Source organism: Alexandriicola marinus (assembly GCF_004000435.1).
Lineage (GTDB): Bacteria > Pseudomonadota > Alphaproteobacteria > Rhodobacterales > Rhodobacteraceae > Alexandriicola > Alexandriicola marinus.
Map to the genome: position 1 here is coordinate 925,112 of NZ_RBVZ01000002.1, position 16,973 is coordinate 942,084.

17 protein-coding genes, 1 tRNA gene and 1 pseudogene are annotated in these 16,973 nt (G+C 61.5%); 8 read left to right on the top strand and 11 right to left on the bottom strand.

Features of this window, described 5'->3' with window-relative positions; translation table 11 throughout:
- Positions 1-43 precede the first annotated feature (43 nt).
- The gene (regB, locus tag EP376_RS10875) at positions 44-1,414 is read right to left on the bottom strand and encodes a sensor histidine kinase RegB (protein WP_127655551.1); all 1,371 of its coding nucleotides are present in this window, start codon (positions 1,412-1,414) and stop codon (positions 44-46) included.
- A gap of 89 nt (positions 1,415-1,503) precedes the next feature.
- Between regB and EP376_RS10880 the strand changes: the two genes are divergently transcribed.
- Together EP376_RS10880 and EP376_RS10885 are read left to right on the top strand one after the other, a co-directional pair.
- Positions 1,504-2,133 (top strand): SCO family protein, encoded by a 630-nt coding sequence (locus EP376_RS10880; protein ID WP_127655552.1) that lies wholly within the window; start codon positions 1,504-1,506, stop codon positions 2,131-2,133.
- 40 nt (positions 2,134-2,173) lie between these two features.
- A complete protein-coding gene (locus tag EP376_RS10885) occupies positions 2,174-2,737 on the top strand; it encodes an ActR/PrrA/RegA family redox response regulator transcription factor (protein ID WP_127655553.1) in 564 nt (187 codons plus the stop codon).
- A gap of 14 nt (positions 2,738-2,751) precedes the next feature.
- On the opposite strand, the gene EP376_RS10890 is transcribed toward EP376_RS10885, so the two are convergent.
- Positions 2,752-3,249 carry a GNAT family N-acetyltransferase gene (locus EP376_RS10890; protein WP_127655554.1) on the bottom strand — a complete coding sequence of 166 codons (498 nt, stop codon included), beginning with the start codon at positions 3,247-3,249 and terminating at the stop codon, positions 2,752-2,754.
- 139 nt (positions 3,250-3,388) lie between these two features.
- Positions 3,389-3,973, bottom strand: coding sequence for an HD domain-containing protein (locus EP376_RS10895; protein ID WP_127655555.1), 585 nt, complete (start codon positions 3,971-3,973; stop codon positions 3,389-3,391).
- Between the two features lie 229 nt (positions 3,974-4,202).
- Between EP376_RS10895 and ahcY the strand changes: the two genes are divergently transcribed.
- The gene (gene ahcY, locus EP376_RS10900; RefSeq protein WP_127655556.1) at positions 4,203-5,597 is read left to right on the top strand and encodes an adenosylhomocysteinase; all 1,395 of its coding nucleotides are present in this window, start codon (positions 4,203-4,205) and stop codon (positions 5,595-5,597) included.
- A 187-nt stretch (positions 5,598-5,784) separates the two neighbouring features.
- On the opposite strand, the gene EP376_RS10905 is transcribed toward ahcY, so the two are convergent.
- Positions 5,785-6,729 (bottom strand): LysR family transcriptional regulator, encoded by a 945-nt coding sequence (locus EP376_RS10905; RefSeq protein WP_127655557.1) that lies wholly within the window; start codon positions 6,727-6,729, stop codon positions 5,785-5,787.
- 51 nt (positions 6,730-6,780) lie between these two features.
- On the bottom strand, positions 6,781-7,362 hold the full coding sequence (locus EP376_RS10910; RefSeq protein WP_127655943.1) for an HD domain-containing protein: 582 nt from the start codon (positions 7,360-7,362) through the stop codon (positions 6,781-6,783).
- A gap of 216 nt (positions 7,363-7,578) precedes the next feature.
- Between EP376_RS10910 and EP376_RS10915 the strand changes: the two genes are divergently transcribed.
- Positions 7,579-7,920: a DUF2853 family protein gene (locus EP376_RS10915; protein WP_127655558.1), complete on the top strand. Its 342-nt coding sequence runs from the start codon at positions 7,579-7,581 to the stop codon at positions 7,918-7,920.
- Between the two features lie 190 nt (positions 7,921-8,110).
- On the opposite strand, the gene EP376_RS10920 is transcribed toward EP376_RS10915, so the two are convergent.
- Genes EP376_RS10920 through tsaD form a run of 4 tightly spaced genes read right to left on the bottom strand, consistent with a single transcriptional unit; the run spans position 8,111 to position 11,048 of the window.
- Complete coding sequence (locus EP376_RS10920; protein WP_127655559.1) at positions 8,111-8,506, bottom strand: DUF1761 domain-containing protein; 396 nt, start codon at positions 8,504-8,506, stop codon at positions 8,111-8,113.
- A gap of 41 nt (positions 8,507-8,547) precedes the next feature.
- Entirely contained in the window at positions 8,548-8,967 is a 420-nt protein-coding gene (locus tag EP376_RS10925) for an EVE domain-containing protein (RefSeq protein WP_127655944.1), read from the bottom strand.
- A 27-nt stretch (positions 8,968-8,994) separates the two neighbouring features.
- On the bottom strand, positions 8,995-9,957 hold the full coding sequence (locus tag EP376_RS10930; protein ID WP_127655560.1) for an NAD(P)H-dependent glycerol-3-phosphate dehydrogenase: 963 nt from the start codon (positions 9,955-9,957) through the stop codon (positions 8,995-8,997).
- On the bottom strand, positions 9,954-11,048 hold the full coding sequence (tsaD, locus tag EP376_RS10935) for a tRNA (adenosine(37)-N6)-threonylcarbamoyltransferase complex transferase subunit TsaD (protein ID WP_127655561.1): 1,095 nt from the start codon (positions 11,046-11,048) through the stop codon (positions 9,954-9,956). The genes EP376_RS10930 and tsaD overlap by 4 nt, the downstream gene beginning before the upstream one ends.
- A gap of 77 nt (positions 11,049-11,125) precedes the next feature.
- Between tsaD and EP376_RS10940 the strand changes: the two genes are divergently transcribed.
- The 4 genes from EP376_RS10940 to EP376_RS10955 all read left to right on the top strand — a co-directional run bounded on the left by EP376_RS10940 (position 11,126) and on the right by EP376_RS10955 (position 15,111).
- Positions 11,126-11,851: a uroporphyrinogen-III synthase gene (locus EP376_RS10940; RefSeq protein WP_164744911.1), complete on the top strand. Its 726-nt coding sequence runs from the start codon at positions 11,126-11,128 to the stop codon at positions 11,849-11,851.
- Between the two features lie 80 nt (positions 11,852-11,931).
- Complete coding sequence (locus EP376_RS10945) at positions 11,932-13,377, top strand: hypothetical protein (protein ID WP_127655563.1); 1,446 nt, start codon at positions 11,932-11,934, stop codon at positions 13,375-13,377.
- A gap of 11 nt (positions 13,378-13,388) precedes the next feature.
- Positions 13,389-14,858 (top strand): heme biosynthesis protein HemY, encoded by a 1,470-nt coding sequence (locus tag EP376_RS10950; protein WP_127655564.1) that lies wholly within the window; start codon positions 13,389-13,391, stop codon positions 14,856-14,858.
- 177 nt (positions 14,859-15,035) lie between these two features.
- Positions 15,036-15,111: transfer RNA gene (locus EP376_RS10955), tRNA-Thr, on the top strand.
- A gap of 176 nt (positions 15,112-15,287) precedes the next feature.
- On the opposite strand, the pseudogene EP376_RS10960 reads toward EP376_RS10955, so the two are convergent.
- Positions 15,288-15,521: pseudogene (locus tag EP376_RS10960) on the bottom strand (IS6 family transposase); the annotation flags it as partial.
- Positions 15,522-15,853: 332 nt separating this feature from the next.
- A complete protein-coding gene (locus EP376_RS10965) occupies positions 15,854-16,414 on the bottom strand; it encodes a hypothetical protein (protein ID WP_127655565.1) in 561 nt (186 codons plus the stop codon).
- Between the last annotated feature and the right edge of the window lie 559 nt (positions 16,415-16,973).

Here is a 16,973-nt window from a genome sequence, read left to right on the forward strand (position 1 = left end):
GTCCCAGATTGCACCCGACAGGGTTAAAGCGGAGTTAACCGGATCAGGCCCGGATCGGCACGTTCTGCCCAAGCGAATCGCTCACCTTGCTTTCGATCCGATCCCGCGGCCAGGACACCATCACGACAGCACCGCCATCCTTGCCATCCATCGCCGCCGCATTGGCAAAGCTGATTGATGCGCCGGACCGTTCCAACAGCGTCTTTGCGATGAACAGGCCAAGCCCCATGCCTTCGTAGCCGGGTCTGCGACGCTGATCTTCGCCTTGTCTGCGACTGCGCACGAACGGATCACCGATCCGCCCGAAGACCGATTGCGGATAGCCCGTTCCATCATCTTCGATCCGGATTGTGATGGTATTAGCTGACCACAGGACTTCGACCTCGACGGACTGGTCGGCGAAATCGACGGCGTTCTGGATCAGGTTTCGCAGCCCATGGACGATCTCGGGTCGGCGAAAGATTTCCGGCTGCCGCGGATCGGAATCCGCCGCGGGTGCGACCTCGAATATGACGGTCTTTCCCCTGTCGACATGGGGTTCGGCCGCCTCTCTGACCACGGCCTCGACCGGTGCCTTGCGCAGGTGAAGATCCTCTTTTCCCGCGCGGCCCATGGACCTCAGGATATCGCGGCACCTGTCCGACTGATCGCGGATCAGCGTGACATCCTCGACAAGGTCTGGCCTGTCCCCCAGCTCCTCGAGCAATTCGCCCGAAACCAGCTTGATCGTGGCCAGAGGGGTGCCCAGTTCATGCGCCGCCGCCGCAACGACGCCGCCAAGATCGGTCAGCTTCTGTTCCCGTGACAAGGCGAGCTGCGTCGCCAAGAGCGCCTCGTTCATCATGTGCATTTCGTTCGTCACCCGGCGGGCATAGGCCGCCAGGAACACAACGCCGATCACCAGCGCGATCCAGAAGCCGAATACGAAGATGTCAGGAAGAACGAGCGTCTCGCCCGACCCGAGGATCAAAGGAAGATTGAACCTTGCAAGGAAACTGATCACGAGGATCGACAGACCCGCCAGAAGCGTCATGCTTGCCAGTCTAAGCACCGATGCCGCAATGGAGACCGGTGCCAGAAGCAACAGCGCGAAGGGATTGGTCAGCCCGCCCGTGATGTAAAGCAAGAGGCCCAGCTGAAGGATGTCGAAGACGATCATCAGCATCGCCTCGTGTTCCGCCAACCGTTTGTTGCCGGGATAGACCACGGTGAAGATCAGGTTGCCGATGACGGAGGCACCCACTGTCATGACAGCCAGACCGATGTCGAAACGTATGTCGAAATGGAAATAGGCGACGAGGATCGCGCCCATCTGGCCCGCGATGGCAAACCAGCGCAGGATCACAAGGGTGCGAAGGCGGACCCAGTTGTTCCGCTTTGTATCGCGCAGCATCTCGATTTCATTGGGGGACATGGCGATCTCGCGGATGTGTTAAACCGTCTCATTGTTATTTGGCCCAAGACCCCCGATCAATGCGCGCAAACGAAGCGGAGCAAGAACAGATGAAACGCAATCCAGCCCTGGCCTCTGCCGGTGTCGCGATCGTGGCTGTCGGCGGTATCCTGATCTACACGACGATGATGGGTCCCTCGGGCCCCTCGGGTTTCGAAGACTGCCGGCAGGGCGCGGTGGCCGGCGATATCGGCGGACCCTTCGAACTGGTCGATGAGACCGGGGCAATCGTCACGGATGCCGATGTCATCACCGAACCGACGATCCTGTATTTCGGATATACCTTCTGCCCTGACGTGTGCCCGCTTGATACGATGCGCAACGCGCAGGCCGTTGATATCCTTGCCGAACGCGGGATTGAGGCAACCCCGGTGTTCATTAGCATCGATCCCGAACGCGACACGCCCGAAGTGGTGGGCCGGTTTGCCGACAACTTCCACGACAAGATGATCGGCCTGACCGGCAGTGCGGAACAGGTGTCAGCCGCGTCGCAGGCTTACCGGACATTCTATCGCAAGGTCGAAGAAGAGGGGGATGAGGAATATTACCTCATGGACCACTCGACCTTCACCTATCTTGTCTTGCCCGGTTACGGCTTCGTCGATTTCGTGCGAAGGGAGGATAGCCCCGAGAATATTGCAGACAGGCTGGCCTGTTTCGTGGAGGCTGCTGAAAATTGACCGGGGGGCCTTGTCGGGCTAACTGACGGTCATGAACAGAATGGTGCGCGTAGTGACGACCGAAAAGATGACCCTCGGGGACGATCCCTCCCTCCTTCTCGTCGATGATGACGAGGCATTTCTCAAGCGTTTGGGAAAGGCGATGGAAAAGCGGGGGTTCGATGTCGAGATGGCGTCGAGTGTCGCGGCCGGCAAGGCCATCGCGACCGCCAGGCCCCCGGCCTATGCGGTTGTTGACCTCAGGCTCGAGGACGGTAACGGGCTCGATGTGGTCGAGACCTTGCGCGAACGACGTCCCGACAGCCGGATCGTCGTTTTGACGGGTTATGGCGCAATCGCGACGGCGGTGGCCGCCGTGAAGATCGGAGCCACGGATTATCTTTCTAAGCCTGCAGACGCGGCAGATATCATCAACGCGCTCGTCGCGCAGGACGATGCGCTTCCGCCGCCGCCCGAAAATCCCATGAGCGCGGATCGCGTTCGCTGGGAACATATCCAGCGCGTCTACGAGCTTTGTGATCGCAACGTCAGCGAAACGGCGCGGCGCCTGAACATGCACAGGCGAACCTTGCAGCGGATCCTTGCCAAGCGAAGCCCGAAGTAGCGGTCAGCGGCCGGTCACAGATCGTACCGTTTGCGGATCCTGTCGACCAGTGTGCCATCCCTGAGCGGGACCGCGTGCAGGACGTCGTAATCCCGAAACCCCATCGCCTCATAATACCTCAGACCGGACACGTTGTCAGAGCGGATGGTCGCGTCGATCACGCTGACACCGGATGCCTCTGCGACAGCCTTGGTGGCGTCGAACAGTTTCCGGCCGATTCCCGATCCGCTTGCATCGGGGCTGACGAAGCTGGCGATGATGGCCCAGCCTTCGGGGAATGGATCGCCGTCGTCATCAGGCCAGACAAGGGTCTGAAAACCGATGGGAATTCCGTCGCGTTCTGCCACTTGGCAGCTGATCAATTGGGGGGGAGCGATGTAATGGCGCAGAAGCCGGCTTGCATCGAAAGGTGTCTGATGCGCGGTTGTCCCGCCTGCTGCGATGATCGGATTGACGACCTGCGTCAAAGCCTGTGCATCGTCATTCTTGGCGGGCCGTATCCTGAGGGCCATTCTTAACCTGTTATATTTGTTCGGATAACGACTTTAGCCGGTTGGATTTCCAGTGCAAGCGCGCGTTTCGAATGGTTTCACCGTCGCGATTTCGACAATCCAATCGGCATCGACAAGTCCAACAGGACCGATCGACACGCTACATTGCAGCAAGAAGAACATTGTGCCGGGCCGTAAAGGCCCGACGCACCTCTGCAGGGGGGCGCAGCTTGATTTCCAGACCCTGTGCCAGTTCGGGATCCGGTTTTCCGAAGAACCGGTCAGCCTCGGCTTCGGTAAAGCCTGCGATCTGGGTCGCCTCGAGCCATGCGCTGATCCGGTCGGCCTTCTTGATCTGTCGCTTGATCGTCTGAGGTATGGCCGCGGGCAGGCCGAAGCGGATATGCACCGCCGCGGCCAGCCGTTCATCCAGCGCGCCATAGCCCGGTCCAACGGCAGCCTTGACCGGAGAAATCATGTCGCCGATCACATATTCCGGCGCATCATGCAGAAGGGCTGCCAGCCGCCATTTGATCGGCGAGGCCGGAGCGATGCGGCCAAAGATCTCTTCGACGAGAAGGGAGTGCTCGGCCACGGAATAGGCGAAATCTCCGCGTGTCTGACCGTTCCATCGGGCGACGAAGGCGAGGCCATGGGCGATGTCCTCGATCTCCACGTCGACGGGCGTCGGATCAAGAAGATCAAGCCGCCGTCCCGACAGCATCCGTTGCCAGGCGCGCGTCATCTGGTGGTGTCCGCGCTTGCGGACCGCAAGACCCGACCGGTCGGAAGTAGGAAACTATGCATCGTCAGCCATATGCGAACAGAGTTCCGGACGCCTAGCATGTGGGCATATGCCGGATCAATCAGCCGGATAAGGGGATGTGGCGACTGCGCGGATTGCCCATGACCGCTCCCGGTGCTATCTGCCCTCGCAATAGACGCGAACAGCATCATCCGAGGAGCTTCGGCCAATGGCCAAGGATTACATTGTAAAAGACATTTCGCTCGCCGCTTATGGCCGCAAGGAACTGGATATCGCCGAAACCGAGATGCCGGGCCTGATGGCCCTGCGCAAGGAATATGGCGAGAGCAAACCCCTGAAGGGAGCCCGGATCGCCGGCTCTCTACACATGACGATCCAGACCGCCGTTCTGATCGAAACGCTGGTCGAACTTGGCGCCGATGTGCGCTGGGCGTCGTGCAACATCTTCTCCACCCAGGATCACGCGGCCGCCGCCATTGCCGAAAGCGGGACACCCGTTTTCGCCATCAAGGGCGAAACGCTTGAGGAATACTGGGATTACGCCGACCGGATCTTCCAGTTCGAAGAGGGCGGTTGCAACATGATCCTCGACGATGGCGGTGACGCCACGCTCTATATCCTGATGGGCGCCCGCGTCGAAGAAGGCGAAGAAGACCTGATCGCCGTGCCCACCTCGGAAGAGGAAGAGGCGCTTTTCGCCCAGATCCGCAAGCGGATGAAGGAAAGCCCCGGCTGGTTCGTCAAGCAGCGCCACATGATCCAGGGCGTATCCGAGGAAACGACGACCGGTGTTCACCGTCTCTACAAGATGATGGAAAAGGGCCATTTGCCGTTCCCCGCCATCAACGTGAACGACAGCGTCACCAAGTCGAAATTCGACAACAAGTATGGCTGTAAAGAAAGCCTTGTTGACGGCATCCGCCGCGCCACCGACACCATGATGGCTGGCAAGGTCGCGGTTGTCTGCGGCTATGGCGATGTGGGCAAGGGCTCGGCCGCGTCGCTGCGCGGTGCCGGTGCGCGGGTCAAGGTGACCGAGGTCGATCCGATCTGCGCGCTACAGGCCGCGATGGACGGTTTCGAAGTCGTCCTTCTGGAAGACGAGGTGGCAAGCGCCGACATCTTCATCACCACGACCGGCAACAAGGACGTCATCCGCATCGAGCATATGCGCGAGATGAAGGACATGGCGATCGTCGGCAACATCGGTCACTTCGACAACGAGATCCAGGTGGCCAGCCTCAAGAACCACAAGTGGACGAACATCAAGGAACAGGTGGACATGATCGAAATGCCCTCGGGCAATCGGATCATCCTTCTGTCCGAAGGCCGTCTTCTGAACCTTGGCAATGCGACGGGTCACCCGTCCTTCGTGATGTCGGCCAGCTTTACCAACCAGGTTCTTGCGCAGATCGAGCTCTGGACGAAGGGCGACCAATACAAGAACGAGGTCTATGTCCTGCCCAAGCATCTGGATGAAAAGGTGGCATGGCTTCACCTTGCCAAGGTCGGCGCCAAGCTGACCCCTCTGGATCCCGAGCAGGCCGCTTATATCGGCGTCGCGCCCGAGGGCCCGTTCAAGCCCGAGCATTACCGCTATTGATCAGGCCAAGAGCCTGCGAGAACCAAAGCCGCCGGGTCGTTCCGGCGGCTTTTTCAATGGCAGTGGCAGAAACCCAACGACCATTTGACGCGATCACCGATGAACGGGTCTTGGCCGGTGATGGAGCTCGCGCCGACATGATCGTCCTGTCACCCGTTCAGGCAGCCTCGGACAGAGGCGCAATCGGTCACGTTGCCGCTTCATCCAGCGGCGCAAGAAGTTCGGCAATCTGGTGGCGCATCCAATTGTGCGCGGGGCTCGCTGAGAACCGGCGATGCCAGATCAGGTTGATATGGGCTGTCGGCACCGGCATGGGCGGGCGGAACACCTCCAACCCCGCGGCATCGGCGATATGACGGGCCAGGGCGCTGGGCAGGAGCGCGACAAGATCCGATCCGGCGACCGCACGATAAACCCCGGAAAAGACCGGCATCGTCATCACGACGCGGCGTTCGCGGCCCAGCTTGGCCAATGCTGCGTCGCCCATGGCGCGGCTGTTGCCCTCTGGTGAAAACAGAACGTGACCCAGATCGCAGAACAGATCGAGCGGCACGACATCGCCGGGCGCCAGCCCGGCGCGCGATAGCCGGGGGTGGCCTGCGCGCGCGATGACAAGAAAGCCCGATTGAAAGACGGACGCCGACTCGATCCAGTCAGGCAGGTCGATGCGCGGGATCAGCGCGAAATCGACTTCGTAGCGGTCAAGCGTATCAACGTAGCTGTCAGGCACGAGATCAACCAGATGAACCCGCATCGCCGGTGCATGCTTCTGCAGCCGTTCGGCAAGCTGTGGCATCAGCAGCTCGGCAAAGAAATCGCTGCCCGAAATGCGAAAGCTGGCATCCGAGGTTTCCGGCGTGAAATCCCCGGGTCCGCCGATCAGTGTTTCGATCCCGGCCATTATCTCTCTGAGCGGTTCTTGCAAGGACCGGGCATATTGCGTCGGCTCGAGCCCCTGCCCACGACGAAAGAACAACTCGTCCCCCAGCGATGCCCGCAGCCGCGAGAGAGCCGCCGAAACAGCGGGTTGCGACAGGCCGACCCGCTCCCCCGCCCGAACCGTCGAGTTTTCCTTCAGAAGCACATCGAGAACGCGAAGCAGATTCAGATCGAAGCTTGCCAAATTCGCCATGTGAATGACGATACGCAAATCAATCAAACAGGAAAATAGCCTAGTCGTAGATCAGGCATTTGCCCCCATCAGGGAAGAGACATGGCCTTCGCGGATCACGTCCGGATCATAGGCCTTTCGGCCAAATACCTTGCGGACGAGGGGTTCGAAATGCGCTAGCGGAAGGGTGTCGTAGTCGGGGTCAAAGCTTGACTGATCCCAGCGTTCGCAAAATGCAGCGCAGCTGTCGAAACAGGGATGATCGCGATAGCGGTCCCTGGCGTTGCGATCCCATCCGTAGTGATGGCCATAGTACAGCATCTGGAAGATGCCGTGATGCTCGACCACCCAGGCGACATCCCAGCGCACAAAGGGCCGGATGACCTCGGCCGACATGCGATCGTGGTTCTGCGGGGCCAGCCCGTCGCCGATATCGTGAAGCAACGCACCGACGATCCAGTCGATATCGGCGCCGTCTCGCTCTGCCCGCGTGGCCGATTGCAGGCCGTGCTGAAGCCGGGAAATGCGATAGCCTTCAAGCGTCTCCTCGCCCGCGCGTTCCAGTTCCCTGAGGATCCTGTCCGCCGTCATGGCAACAAACGGTTTCTCAAGCTCGGCGAGAAGAAGGTACTCCTCACGCGTGCCGTACTTCATCGCTGTGAAATCGACGAGATCTTTCTTGGTCATCGGGGAGTTCCGTTCCGAACAAGCGGGTTTGGGGAAGAAACGTAGGAAGATTGGAGGGCAAGATCAAACCCGGTTTCCCCCTAAAAAACCTTGGTTGGACGTGCCGATCATGCGTAAGTTGCAGCGGAGCCCGGATGCCGGGCCAGAAAACAAGAGTTCAAGATCATTAGTTGGAGAAGCCGAATGGGCAAGAGGGACGATCTGATCGCGCAATATGCCGATGACCTGAAGAACAAGTGCGGCATGACACCGGACATGGACCTTCTGACGAAGGTGACCATCGGTTGCGGCCCGTCGATCTATGACGCCGATGCCTCGACTGTCGCTGGCAGCCAGCCAAGCGAACTCGAGACCGTGAAGAAGAATTTCCTGATGAAGAAGCTTGGCCTGAAGGACGGACCCGAGCTGATGGACGCAATCGACAGCGTAATCGAGACCTATGGCAAATCCGAGCGCAACAAGTATCGCGCCGTCGTCTATTACATGCTGACGAAGCATTTCGGCAAGGAATCGGTCTACGGCTGAGAGTCCGTTCCGCAGGATTTGCCTTGAAATTTAAGGGTATACCTGTTGATCAGCGCGAGACTGGCGGCTTAGGTTGGTCATATGGCCAGGATGGCCAACCGATCGATCTTGACGTGCAGGGAGTGCACGGGTGAGTTGGGGAGGTTGGCCTGCGTGCCTGCCTCCCTTCTTTTCATTTAGGCTGCCCAGATCAGAACAAGGTCAGGACTGCTCCGATGATCGCGCACCCGAACACGGAATAGCCGCCATCGATGATCGTCAGCCTGTAGGGTCGGCCCGCATAGGCATAGTTGATCATGACCCATGGGGTAATGAAAAACAGCCCGACGCCAAGGCCCGCGACCAGACCCTTGCCCACTGTGTCGATCCCCGAGAGGGCGAACATGTGCCGCATCATGCCTGCCACGATCACCATCGCGACCGCAGACAAGATGAACGGCGTCGCGTCGAATCCGCCTGCCGGCCTGCCATGCTCGTCGCGCTCGATGCCGGCCGCATCCATCCATGGTTTTGACAAGAGCATGTACCAGACCGCGCCAAAGAGCCAGGCACCGGCGGCTGCCACAAGAACGTTGATGAATTCCATTCTCTCCTCCCCGATTGTATCAACGCACCATGGCGCAGAACTCAGGGAGCTGTCTCGCCCATTTCGCAGATGATCTGCCATTCCTCTTCGGTGACGGGCTGCACCGAGAGCCTTGAGTTGCGCACGAGAACCATGTCGGCCAGCCTTGGATCGGCCTTGATCTCGGCCATCGTCACGGGGCGATTCATGGGCCGGACGGCCCGGATGTCCACACAATCCCAGCGCGGATCGTCGGTGGTGCTGTCGGGATGGCTTTCTTTGCAGACCTCTACGATTCCTACGATCTCAAGCCCCGAACGGGAATGGTAGAAGAAGCCCTGATCCCCGATCTTCATCTCGCGCATGTTGTTGCGCGCCTGATAGTTGCGGATGCCGTCCCATTCCTCCCCGGCGTCGCCCCGCGCGACCTGATCGTCCCAACCCCAGACATCGGGTTCCGATTTGAAGAGCCAGTATGCCATGTCATGCCCTCGTGTTTCGGTCATGTCCTACTCGGCGCGCAATGGCCGGGCAAGAAGTTGATCCATCGCCCGCGCGACCGTGATCCGCCCGTCGACCAACCCGTCAACGGCCGCCATCACCGGCAGGTCGATATTGATCTGGCGGGCCAGCTGCGCAATCGCACGGGCGGTGTGGCGCCCCTCGACGGTCGTGTTTTCATCTGGTGCCGTTCCGCTGCCGATCGACATCCCGTATCGGTAATTGCGCGACAGATCAGAGGTGCAGGTCAGCGCCAGATCGCCGAGGCCCGACAGGCCGGTCAGGGTTTCCGGCTGCGCGCCAAGCCGCCCGGCAATGCGCTGCATCTCGGAAAAGCCGCGCGTCATCAGGGCCGCGCGCGCACTGTCGCCAAGGCCCGCGCCGATGCAGGCGCCGCAGGCGATCGCAACCACGTTCTTGAGCGCGCCGCCAAGCTCTGCCCCCAGGGGATCCTCGCTGCGGTATAGCCGCAAGGTCGGTGTCGACAGAGCATCCTGGAGCCGAGCGCCGAGCGCCGGGTCCGCACAGGCGAGCGTCAGGGCCGTTGGCAGGCCCTTCGCGATATCGGCTGCAAAACTCGGACCCGTCAGTATCGAGGGGCTTTGCCCCCCGATCGCCGAAGAGATGACCCCCGTCGGACCGGTCAGAGTTCTGAGGTCGATGCCCTTGCAGCAGGCGACAAGGGCGGGGTGTTCGAGGCTGATCCGATGATCATCAAGGAATTGCGCAAGGGCCTGAGCCGGCACACATAGCAGGACGATGGCAGCATCGCGCATGACATTCGGATCGGCGGTCAGGATCAGCCGCTCGGGGAGGACGCAGCCTTCGGGCCGGGGCAGGGTGCGCGATCGTTGTGCCGCCTTCATCGCCTGTTCGTCGCGGCCCAGAAGCGTCACGTCCGCTCCGCCATTGGCAAGTGCGATCGCCATCCCGGTTCCAAAGGCCCCGGCCCCGGCGACGACGATCCTCATGCCTTGGCTCCTTTGCGGCCCGATCCCAGCTGGGGTGCCGCGGTATCATCCAGCGGCCAGCGGGGCCGGGCCGACAATGCCATGTCGTCGAGCAAGCCCAGCCTGAACCTTTCGATCCCGGCATAGGCGATCATGGCGCCGTTATCGGTGCAAAGCGCAAGAGGTGGGGCTACGAAGGCCACGCCTGCCTTGTCACAAAGCGCCTTCAGCCCCGCCCGGATTTCCATGTTCGCCGCCACGCCACCAGCAACTGCAAAGGCAGGTTCATCAGGCTGCAGATCGAGGTAAAGCGCGATGGCGCGGCGGGATTTCTCGGTCAGAACGTCGCAGACGGCTGACTGGAACGACGCCGACAGATCTGCCTGATCCTGCCGGGTCAGCCCCCCTTGCTGAGCAACAAGGCCGTCGCGCGCCCGCAGCAACGCGGTTTTCAGCCCCGAGAACGACAAATCACAACCCGGCCTGTCCAACAGCGGCCGGGGCAGCGCGAACCTGTCAGGATCGCCCGCCTTAGCCGCCTGCTCGATCTCGGGGCCGCCGGGCTGGTTCAGGCCAAGCAGCCGGGCCGCCTTGTCGAATGCCTCGCCGGGCGCATCATCGATCGTGCCGCCGATCCGTCGATAATCCGTCGCGCCATTGACGATCAGGAACTGGCAATGACCGCCGGAGACAAGGAGCAACAGGTAAGGGAATTTCAGACCGTCGGTCAGCCGGGGCGTCAGTGCGTGGCCCGCAAGATGGTTCACACCGACAAACGGCAGGCCTGTTCCGGCAGACAGGCCCTTGGCGCACATCACCCCCGACAGGACCCCGCCGATCAGGCCCGGACCTGCCGTCACCGCGATACCATCGAGATCGGACAGTCCGACCCCCGCCTCGGCCAGTGCCTGTTCGACGCAGTGATCCAACCTCTCGGCATGGGCGCGGGCGGCGATTTCGGGGACGACACCCCCGAACCCGGCATGAAGCCGTGTCTGGCCCTGCACGACGCTGGACAGGATCGCCGGCCCATCGGACCCATCGCGGACGACCGCTGCCGCCGTGTCATCACAGCTCGATTCTATACCGAGGAATGTTAGTGTTTCGGGCATGGGCGTTCCGGTTGCGCAGGGTTGCTTTGCAGGTAACACTCGGGTGCTTGCGGAACAATGGCGCGGAGACGGCATCCATGGCGGACCCATCGCCTGTCCTGATCATCACGCGGCCCGGGGGTGCGGGCCAAAGGTTTGCGGATCGCGTGCGCGACGCCTTTGGCGGACCGGTCGAGATAATCCTGTCGCCCCTGATGCGGATCGAGCCCTGCGCCACGGATCTGCCCGATGTCGCCCCGTCCGGTGTCATCCTGACATCCGCCAACGCCGTGCCGGCCGTCGCACGGCTGGGCATCCCGAAAGGGACAGTGGCCTGGTGCGTCGGAAGCCACACGGCGCGCGCCGCGCAAGACGCGGGTCTGGAAATTCGTGACGCGGGAGGTGATGCAGAGGCGCTGGTGGAGATGATTCTCGCCCATCGTCCAGCTGGCAGGCTTCTGCACCTGAGGGGAGAAGTCAGCCGTGGGGATGTGGCCGATCGTCTCAGCGCGGGCGGAATCCCCTGTGATGAGCGGGTCGTTTATCGACAGATTGCCCAAGACCTGAGCAACAGGGCCAAGGAGGCGTTATCTGGGGGCCGCCCTGTCGTAATACCGCTTTTTTCGCCAAGAACAGCCGATATTCTTTGTGAACAAGGCCCTTTCCGGGCTCCTGTCCATATCATCGCCATGAGCGGTGCCGTCGCTGCAAGGCTTGACCCTTTGGGTGTCTCGGGCCTTGCCATGGTAGACAGGCCGGATCTGGAAGCCATGTTGATGCAAACTGTCACGACGCTACGGAAGCTTTCGCCCGGGGCAGCTTGAGGGTCCTGTATCGACAGGATAGGCTCTAGCTGATGTCGTGGTTGGCGGCTCGTCAGAGCAAGGTCCTCAAGGGGGTAGATGTGGCAAAGTCTGGGAAATCTCGCTCCAAAAAGGATGAAATACCCGAGTCGACCGAGACGATCGACGACGCCGTGATTCTCCCGCAGGATGAAGAGCCGCCCCTGCCAGACGCATCTGATCGCGACACTGCGTTTTCCGAGGATGACCAAACCTCCGAGGAGCAAGTGGGTTCGGACGAAGGCCCTGATGCTCTTGGTGATGATGAAGAAGTCACCGACCCCGCCGAAGACGACCGGTCCGACGACACCGCCCATGATGACATCGAAGAAGATCCCGACGCCGATGAAGACGTGGCCGAGGATGAATACGACGACGTCGGAAACGATGATCTGGACGAATACCAAGACGAATCCGTCAGTGAGACCGAAGAGACCGATTCCGATTATGTGGAGGATGACTTCGAGGCCCCGGCGCAGGAACCTGCCCCGACCCGCGAGGTTGTCGTTCAGAAGGTCGGCTTCATTCCGCTTCTGCTTGGTGGTGCGATCGCTGCCGGCCTCGGCTATGTTTTGGCCTTTTTCTATTACGGTCAGCCCGGCGCGGATTTCGAGGCGATGATCGCGGCACAGACCGACCGCATCTCCGAGCTGGAGGCGCAGGTCGCCTCGCTTCCGACCGAGCAGCCAGATCTGTCTCCGATTGCGGCACGTATCGATGATGCCCAGTCCACGCAGACCGCTCTGGCCGAACGGCTCGAGACCGTCTCGAGCGATGTTGCCGCGCAAATCTCTGCTTTCGACGAACGTCTGAACGCGCTCGAGCGTGCCCCGGCCGAGGATGGCACGCTAGCCGAAACGGCGATCGCCTCCTGGGAGCGTGAGCTTGATGCCTTGAGAGAGCAATTCGTTGCGCAAGAAGCGGAAATGGAGGCTCTCACCGCGCAGGCCCAGGCCGATCTCGAAGCTGCCCGCGCCGAGGCGCAGGAAGTCGAACAATCGGCAGCGCAGGCGGCGCAGGCCGCGATCAGCCGGGCCGCATTGTCTCGCGTGCAGGCCGCACTTGATTCGGGCAGCGCTTTCGACGCCGCTCTTGCCGACCTGCAGTCCGCCGGCACCGAGGTTCCCCCGGAACTTGCCGCTGTTGCCGCAGAGGGCGTGCCTGCCATTACCGCCCTGCGGGACACCTTTCCCGCAGCCGCGAGGTCCGCGCTTGCCGCTGCCCGGTCCGAGGGGCTGGCGGATGATGGTGCCAATCCCCTGACCGCATTTTTTCGCGAACAACTTGACGTTCGGTCAGTCGAGCCGCGTGAGGGCGACGATCCCGATGCCATCCTGTCGCGGGCCGAAGCTGCGCTTGCCGACGACCGTCTGACCGATGCCCTCGCCGAAATAGAGGCTCTTCCCGAAGTCGCCCGTGCTGAAATGTCGGGCTGGATCGAACAGGCAACGGCGCGCGCCGCCGCGTTGGCTGCTGCCGAAACCATCGACCAGTCCCTGTCCAACTGAAGGCTCCGAGTATGCTGCTGTCCCTGATCAAGATCCTAGCGTTTGTGGCCGTTGTGACCGCTGCCACATTCGGTGCAGCGCGCCTGATGGAAGTTTCGGGTGGTGCGGAAATAACCGTGGCCGGCGTCGAACTGACGCTCAGCCCGCTGGAGCTGACAATCGGGTTCATCGTTCTGATCGTCCTCGTCTGGCTTGTGCTCAAGCTGCTGGGATTGTTGATTGCAACGCTGCGCTTCATCAACGGGGATGAAACGGCCATCTCGCGGTATTTCAACAGAAACCGCGAACGGAAGGGATTCGAGGCGCTGTCACAGGGGATGATGGCGCTTGCGTCCGGGGAAGGTCATCTTGCGATGGCCAAGGCATCGCGGGCCGAGCGCTATCTTGACCGGCCCGATCTGACGAACCTGCTTACGGCTCAGGCGGCAGAACTTGCCGGGGATCGCAAGAAGGCCGAAGAAACCTACAAGAAGCTGCTTCAGGACGACCGGACCCGCTTTGTCGGTGTGCGCGGCATCATGAAACAGCGGCTCGCCGACGGCGATACGGAAACGGCGCTTCAATTGGCCAAGAAAGCCTTCGAACTCAAGCCCAAGCACGAAGAGACACAGGATGTCCTGCTGCGCCTTCAGGCCGAGAGCCATGATTGGGCCGGCGCTCGCAAGACACTGGGCCAGAAGCTGAAATCCGGCCATTTGCCCCGAGACGTGCACAAGCGGCGCGATGCGGTCCTTGCCCTGTCCGAGGCCAAGGACATTCTTGATGAGAATAAGACGATCGAAGCGCGCGAAGCGGCGATCGAGGCCAATCGCCTGTCGCCCGACCTGATCCCCGCCGCCGCAATGGCCGCCCGCGGTTATATCGAGGCGGGCAACCCGCGCTACGCCACCCGCGTGATCAAGAAAGCCTGGAGCGTCGAGCCCCATCCCGACCTTGCCTCTGCATTTGCCGAGATCGCCCCAGACGAAGGCCCGAAAGACCGGATCAAGCGGTTCTCGGTGCTGACGCGGATGCATCCCGATCATCCCGAAACCAAGATGCTGCTGACCGAGCTGCACCTTGCCGCCGAGGATTTCCCCGCCGCCCGCCGCGCGCTGGGCAAACTGGCCGAGGAGGCGCCGACCGCGCGGTCGCTGACGCTGATGGCTGCGATCGAACGCGGCGAGGGTTCCGACGACGGTGTCGTTCGTGCCTGGCTGACCAAGGCCCTGACGGCGCCAAGGGGGCCGCAATGGGTCTGCGACAATTGCCAGCATATCCACGCGAACTGGGATCCGGTCTGCGGGAATTGTCATGGCTTTGACACGCTCAGCTGGCGCACGCCTCCCAATGCCGAGGTCGCAATGCCCGGCGGCACAGAGATGCTTCCGCTGATCGTCGGCCCCAAGCCTGCCGAAGACGCCGGTGCCCTCGCCATCGTGACCGAGACGGCCGAGGTCGGGGAGGATACCGATGACAGCAAGAAAGAAGAGGCAAAATAGGCCTTTTCCAGCCTGTTCCCCGGTGCTAAGGAGCGCGCCAAGGCCGCTGTAGCTCAGCTGGTAGAGCACGTCATTCCTAGTTAGCGGGTCCGCTCGAAAACTACGTTTGAGACCAGTTTGTTGGGCGCGGCGCGTTGTAACTAGGAGGGCCATAGTAGGGCCGCGACAGAGAAGGATGCCGGTGTAGCTCAGCTGGTAGAGCACGTCATTCGTAATGATGGGGTCGGGGGTTCGAGTCCCTTCACCGGCACCATCCTTCTCTCCGCCGACCAATCTACGCGCTGCCGATTAGGCCGCAGGTGGGATCTTCGACCTCACGAACTTGAAGACTGGGCGAAACGGCATTGCCAAGTTTTCATCCGGCCGAAAGCAGCCTGCCCCAAGCTCCTCAGGCGGTCCTCTCACGGGTATAGCTGGTTCACAGGCTGACGCATCGGTCCTTGCATGACGATAGGATTTGGCGGCGAGGTGATAGCGGCGTGGTTTGAAGACGGCGTTGATCTGGTCATGGGCGGCAAGGAAGCGTTGCGCCTGTCTTGGTGACTTGAACCGCGCCATGATTATTTCCCGCGGCCGTGTCGGTCTGTGGCGGCCCTTAATCGTGTAGTTGAGCCCCTCGTGGGCCCGGTGATCGGCATCTGGTGCCTGATTTGTGATCGGCTTGGGTGAGACCGAATTCGAACCGCTGGAAGCAACTTGGCAATGCCCTTCGAGGGTATCGATCCCGTCACCACCATCGATCTGGTCGTTGACGTTGATTCCGTCTTCAAGCCGGATCGTGCCGTCGCCGCCGAGGGCATAGACCGCCACGCTGACCGTGTCGGCAAGGGCATTGTCGGTGTCGATGACGTCGTCGCCCGCGCTGCCGAACAGCACGTTATCGCCTGTGCTGCCTTCGACCCTGCCGCTCCCGGATCCGCTTTCGGCAGCGGCATACATCTGAACGTTGTCTATCGATGCGGCCATGCCGTCGGCGTTGCCTGCGCCAGCAAAGGTCAGCGTGCCTGCGCCGTCCCCGCGCCACCCGTTACGTAGAACGTATAGGTCGTCCAGGAACCGTCGCTGGGATCGATCGTGGCGACGACATTGCCTTTCCAGATCACTTGGAACTTGTTGTCGAGCGCAGTGCCGTCATCGGCATTCGACAGATCGTCCGCATCAAAGGTCAAGATGTGGGTCTGACCGTCGACGAGGCCGGCGATGCTCTGGCTGATGGCGGAGTTCTGACCGAGGGATACCTCCAGATCGAGCCAGTTCGCGCCATCCGTCGCATCGAGCCCGCCGCTCCCGTCATTTTGGAATTCGACGGCAAAACCGGTGGCATCGGTCCAGCCCGGTGCGACACCCCCCGTGCCCGAGACCCCCCAGCTCGGCGTCGGGTCCATTTTCGTGGTGTCCTCGAAAGACCCATCGACTTCACCGTTGCCCGAAGGGACGGCCACCGAATAGGCGCCGAAGGCGTCGTAATCGTGGTCGAGGCAGGAAAAGACCGGGTCGCCGGACTGGTTGTCCGGCTTGGTATCGTATTCCAGCGTTTCATAGGTCCGGCAGGCCACGGTAGGGATTTCAGACAGGATGTAGAAGACCGCCGCATCGCCGAATTTGACCTTGAACTGAACGTCCTGGAACAGCTCGCGGTTAACGGCGTCACGCAGGGTCCAGACCGCCTTGGTGTCGAAGATCGTTGCATTGCCATCTGGGGCCGATGACGCAGACCACGCGGACGTTCCGCCGATAGCGGTCGAGAACGTGCCTGCCGGGTTGAGCGTTTAGAACAGGAGTTCGGAAGAGACTCTCATGGCCCAGCCCGTGTGCCCGGCCGGGAGGATCTCGCGGTCGCGGTCCTGCCGACCCTGTCGTGCCCTTGGTCATCCCGTACCTCCGCCGTCTGGCCGTTGTCACGCGTGCAGTGAAGATGGGTGCGGGTAGGGCCGAAGTCTCCCGGGCGCGGCCCGCTTCGACGCCGGACCTGGCGCAGCGGCATTAAGGCGCGGTTACCCTTGCTGCGCCCCCTTGCCGGCCTCCTGGCCGACAGAGCGGCGGATCAAGCGGTTGTCCATGCATTGCGCGTGTCTTCGGGAATTTCCCATAAGGCGGCAGCGCTCTGCAAATGCG

Excerpts from the sequence above, each read along its gene's own strand:
- EP376_RS10930 (WP_127655560.1), bottom strand. The coding sequence starts at position 9,957 with ATGAGGATCGTCGTCGCCGGGGCCGGGGCCTTTGGAACCGGGATGGCG.
- EP376_RS10890 (WP_127655554.1), bottom strand. The coding sequence starts at position 3,249 with ATGGCCCTCAGGATACGGCCCGCCAAGAATGACGATGCACAGGCTTTG.
- EP376_RS10910 (WP_127655943.1), bottom strand. The coding sequence starts at position 7,362 with ATGAAGTACGGCACGCGTGAGGAGTACCTTCTTCTCGCCGAGCTTGAG.
- EP376_RS10885 (WP_127655553.1), top strand. The coding sequence starts at position 2,174 with ATGGTGCGCGTAGTGACGACCGAAAAGATGACCCTCGGGGACGATCCC.
- EP376_RS10940 (WP_164744911.1), top strand. The coding sequence starts at position 11,126 with ATGGCGGACCCATCGCCTGTCCTGATCATCACGCGGCCCGGGGGTGCG.
- tsaD (WP_127655561.1), bottom strand. The coding sequence starts at position 11,048 with ATGCCCGAAACACTAACATTCCTCGGTATAGAATCGAGCTGTGATGAC.
- EP376_RS10905 (WP_127655557.1), bottom strand. The coding sequence starts at position 6,729 with ATGGCGAATTTGGCAAGCTTCGATCTGAATCTGCTTCGCGTTCTCGAT.
- EP376_RS10895 (WP_127655555.1), bottom strand. The coding sequence starts at position 3,973 with ATGACGCGCGCCTGGCAACGGATGCTGTCGGGACGGCGGCTTGATCTT.
- EP376_RS10915 (WP_127655558.1), top strand. The coding sequence starts at position 7,579 with ATGGGCAAGAGGGACGATCTGATCGCGCAATATGCCGATGACCTGAAG.
- EP376_RS10880 (WP_127655552.1), top strand. The coding sequence starts at position 1,504 with ATGAAACGCAATCCAGCCCTGGCCTCTGCCGGTGTCGCGATCGTGGCT.
- ahcY (WP_127655556.1), top strand. The coding sequence starts at position 4,203 with ATGGCCAAGGATTACATTGTAAAAGACATTTCGCTCGCCGCTTATGGC.
- EP376_RS10950 (WP_127655564.1), top strand. The coding sequence starts at position 13,389 with ATGCTGCTGTCCCTGATCAAGATCCTAGCGTTTGTGGCCGTTGTGACC.
- EP376_RS10920 (WP_127655559.1), bottom strand. The coding sequence starts at position 8,506 with ATGGAATTCATCAACGTTCTTGTGGCAGCCGCCGGTGCCTGGCTCTTT.
- regB (WP_127655551.1), bottom strand. The coding sequence starts at position 1,414 with ATGTCCCCCAATGAAATCGAGATGCTGCGCGATACAAAGCGGAACAAC.
- EP376_RS10925 (WP_127655944.1), bottom strand. The coding sequence starts at position 8,967 with ATGGCATACTGGCTCTTCAAATCGGAACCCGATGTCTGGGGTTGGGAC.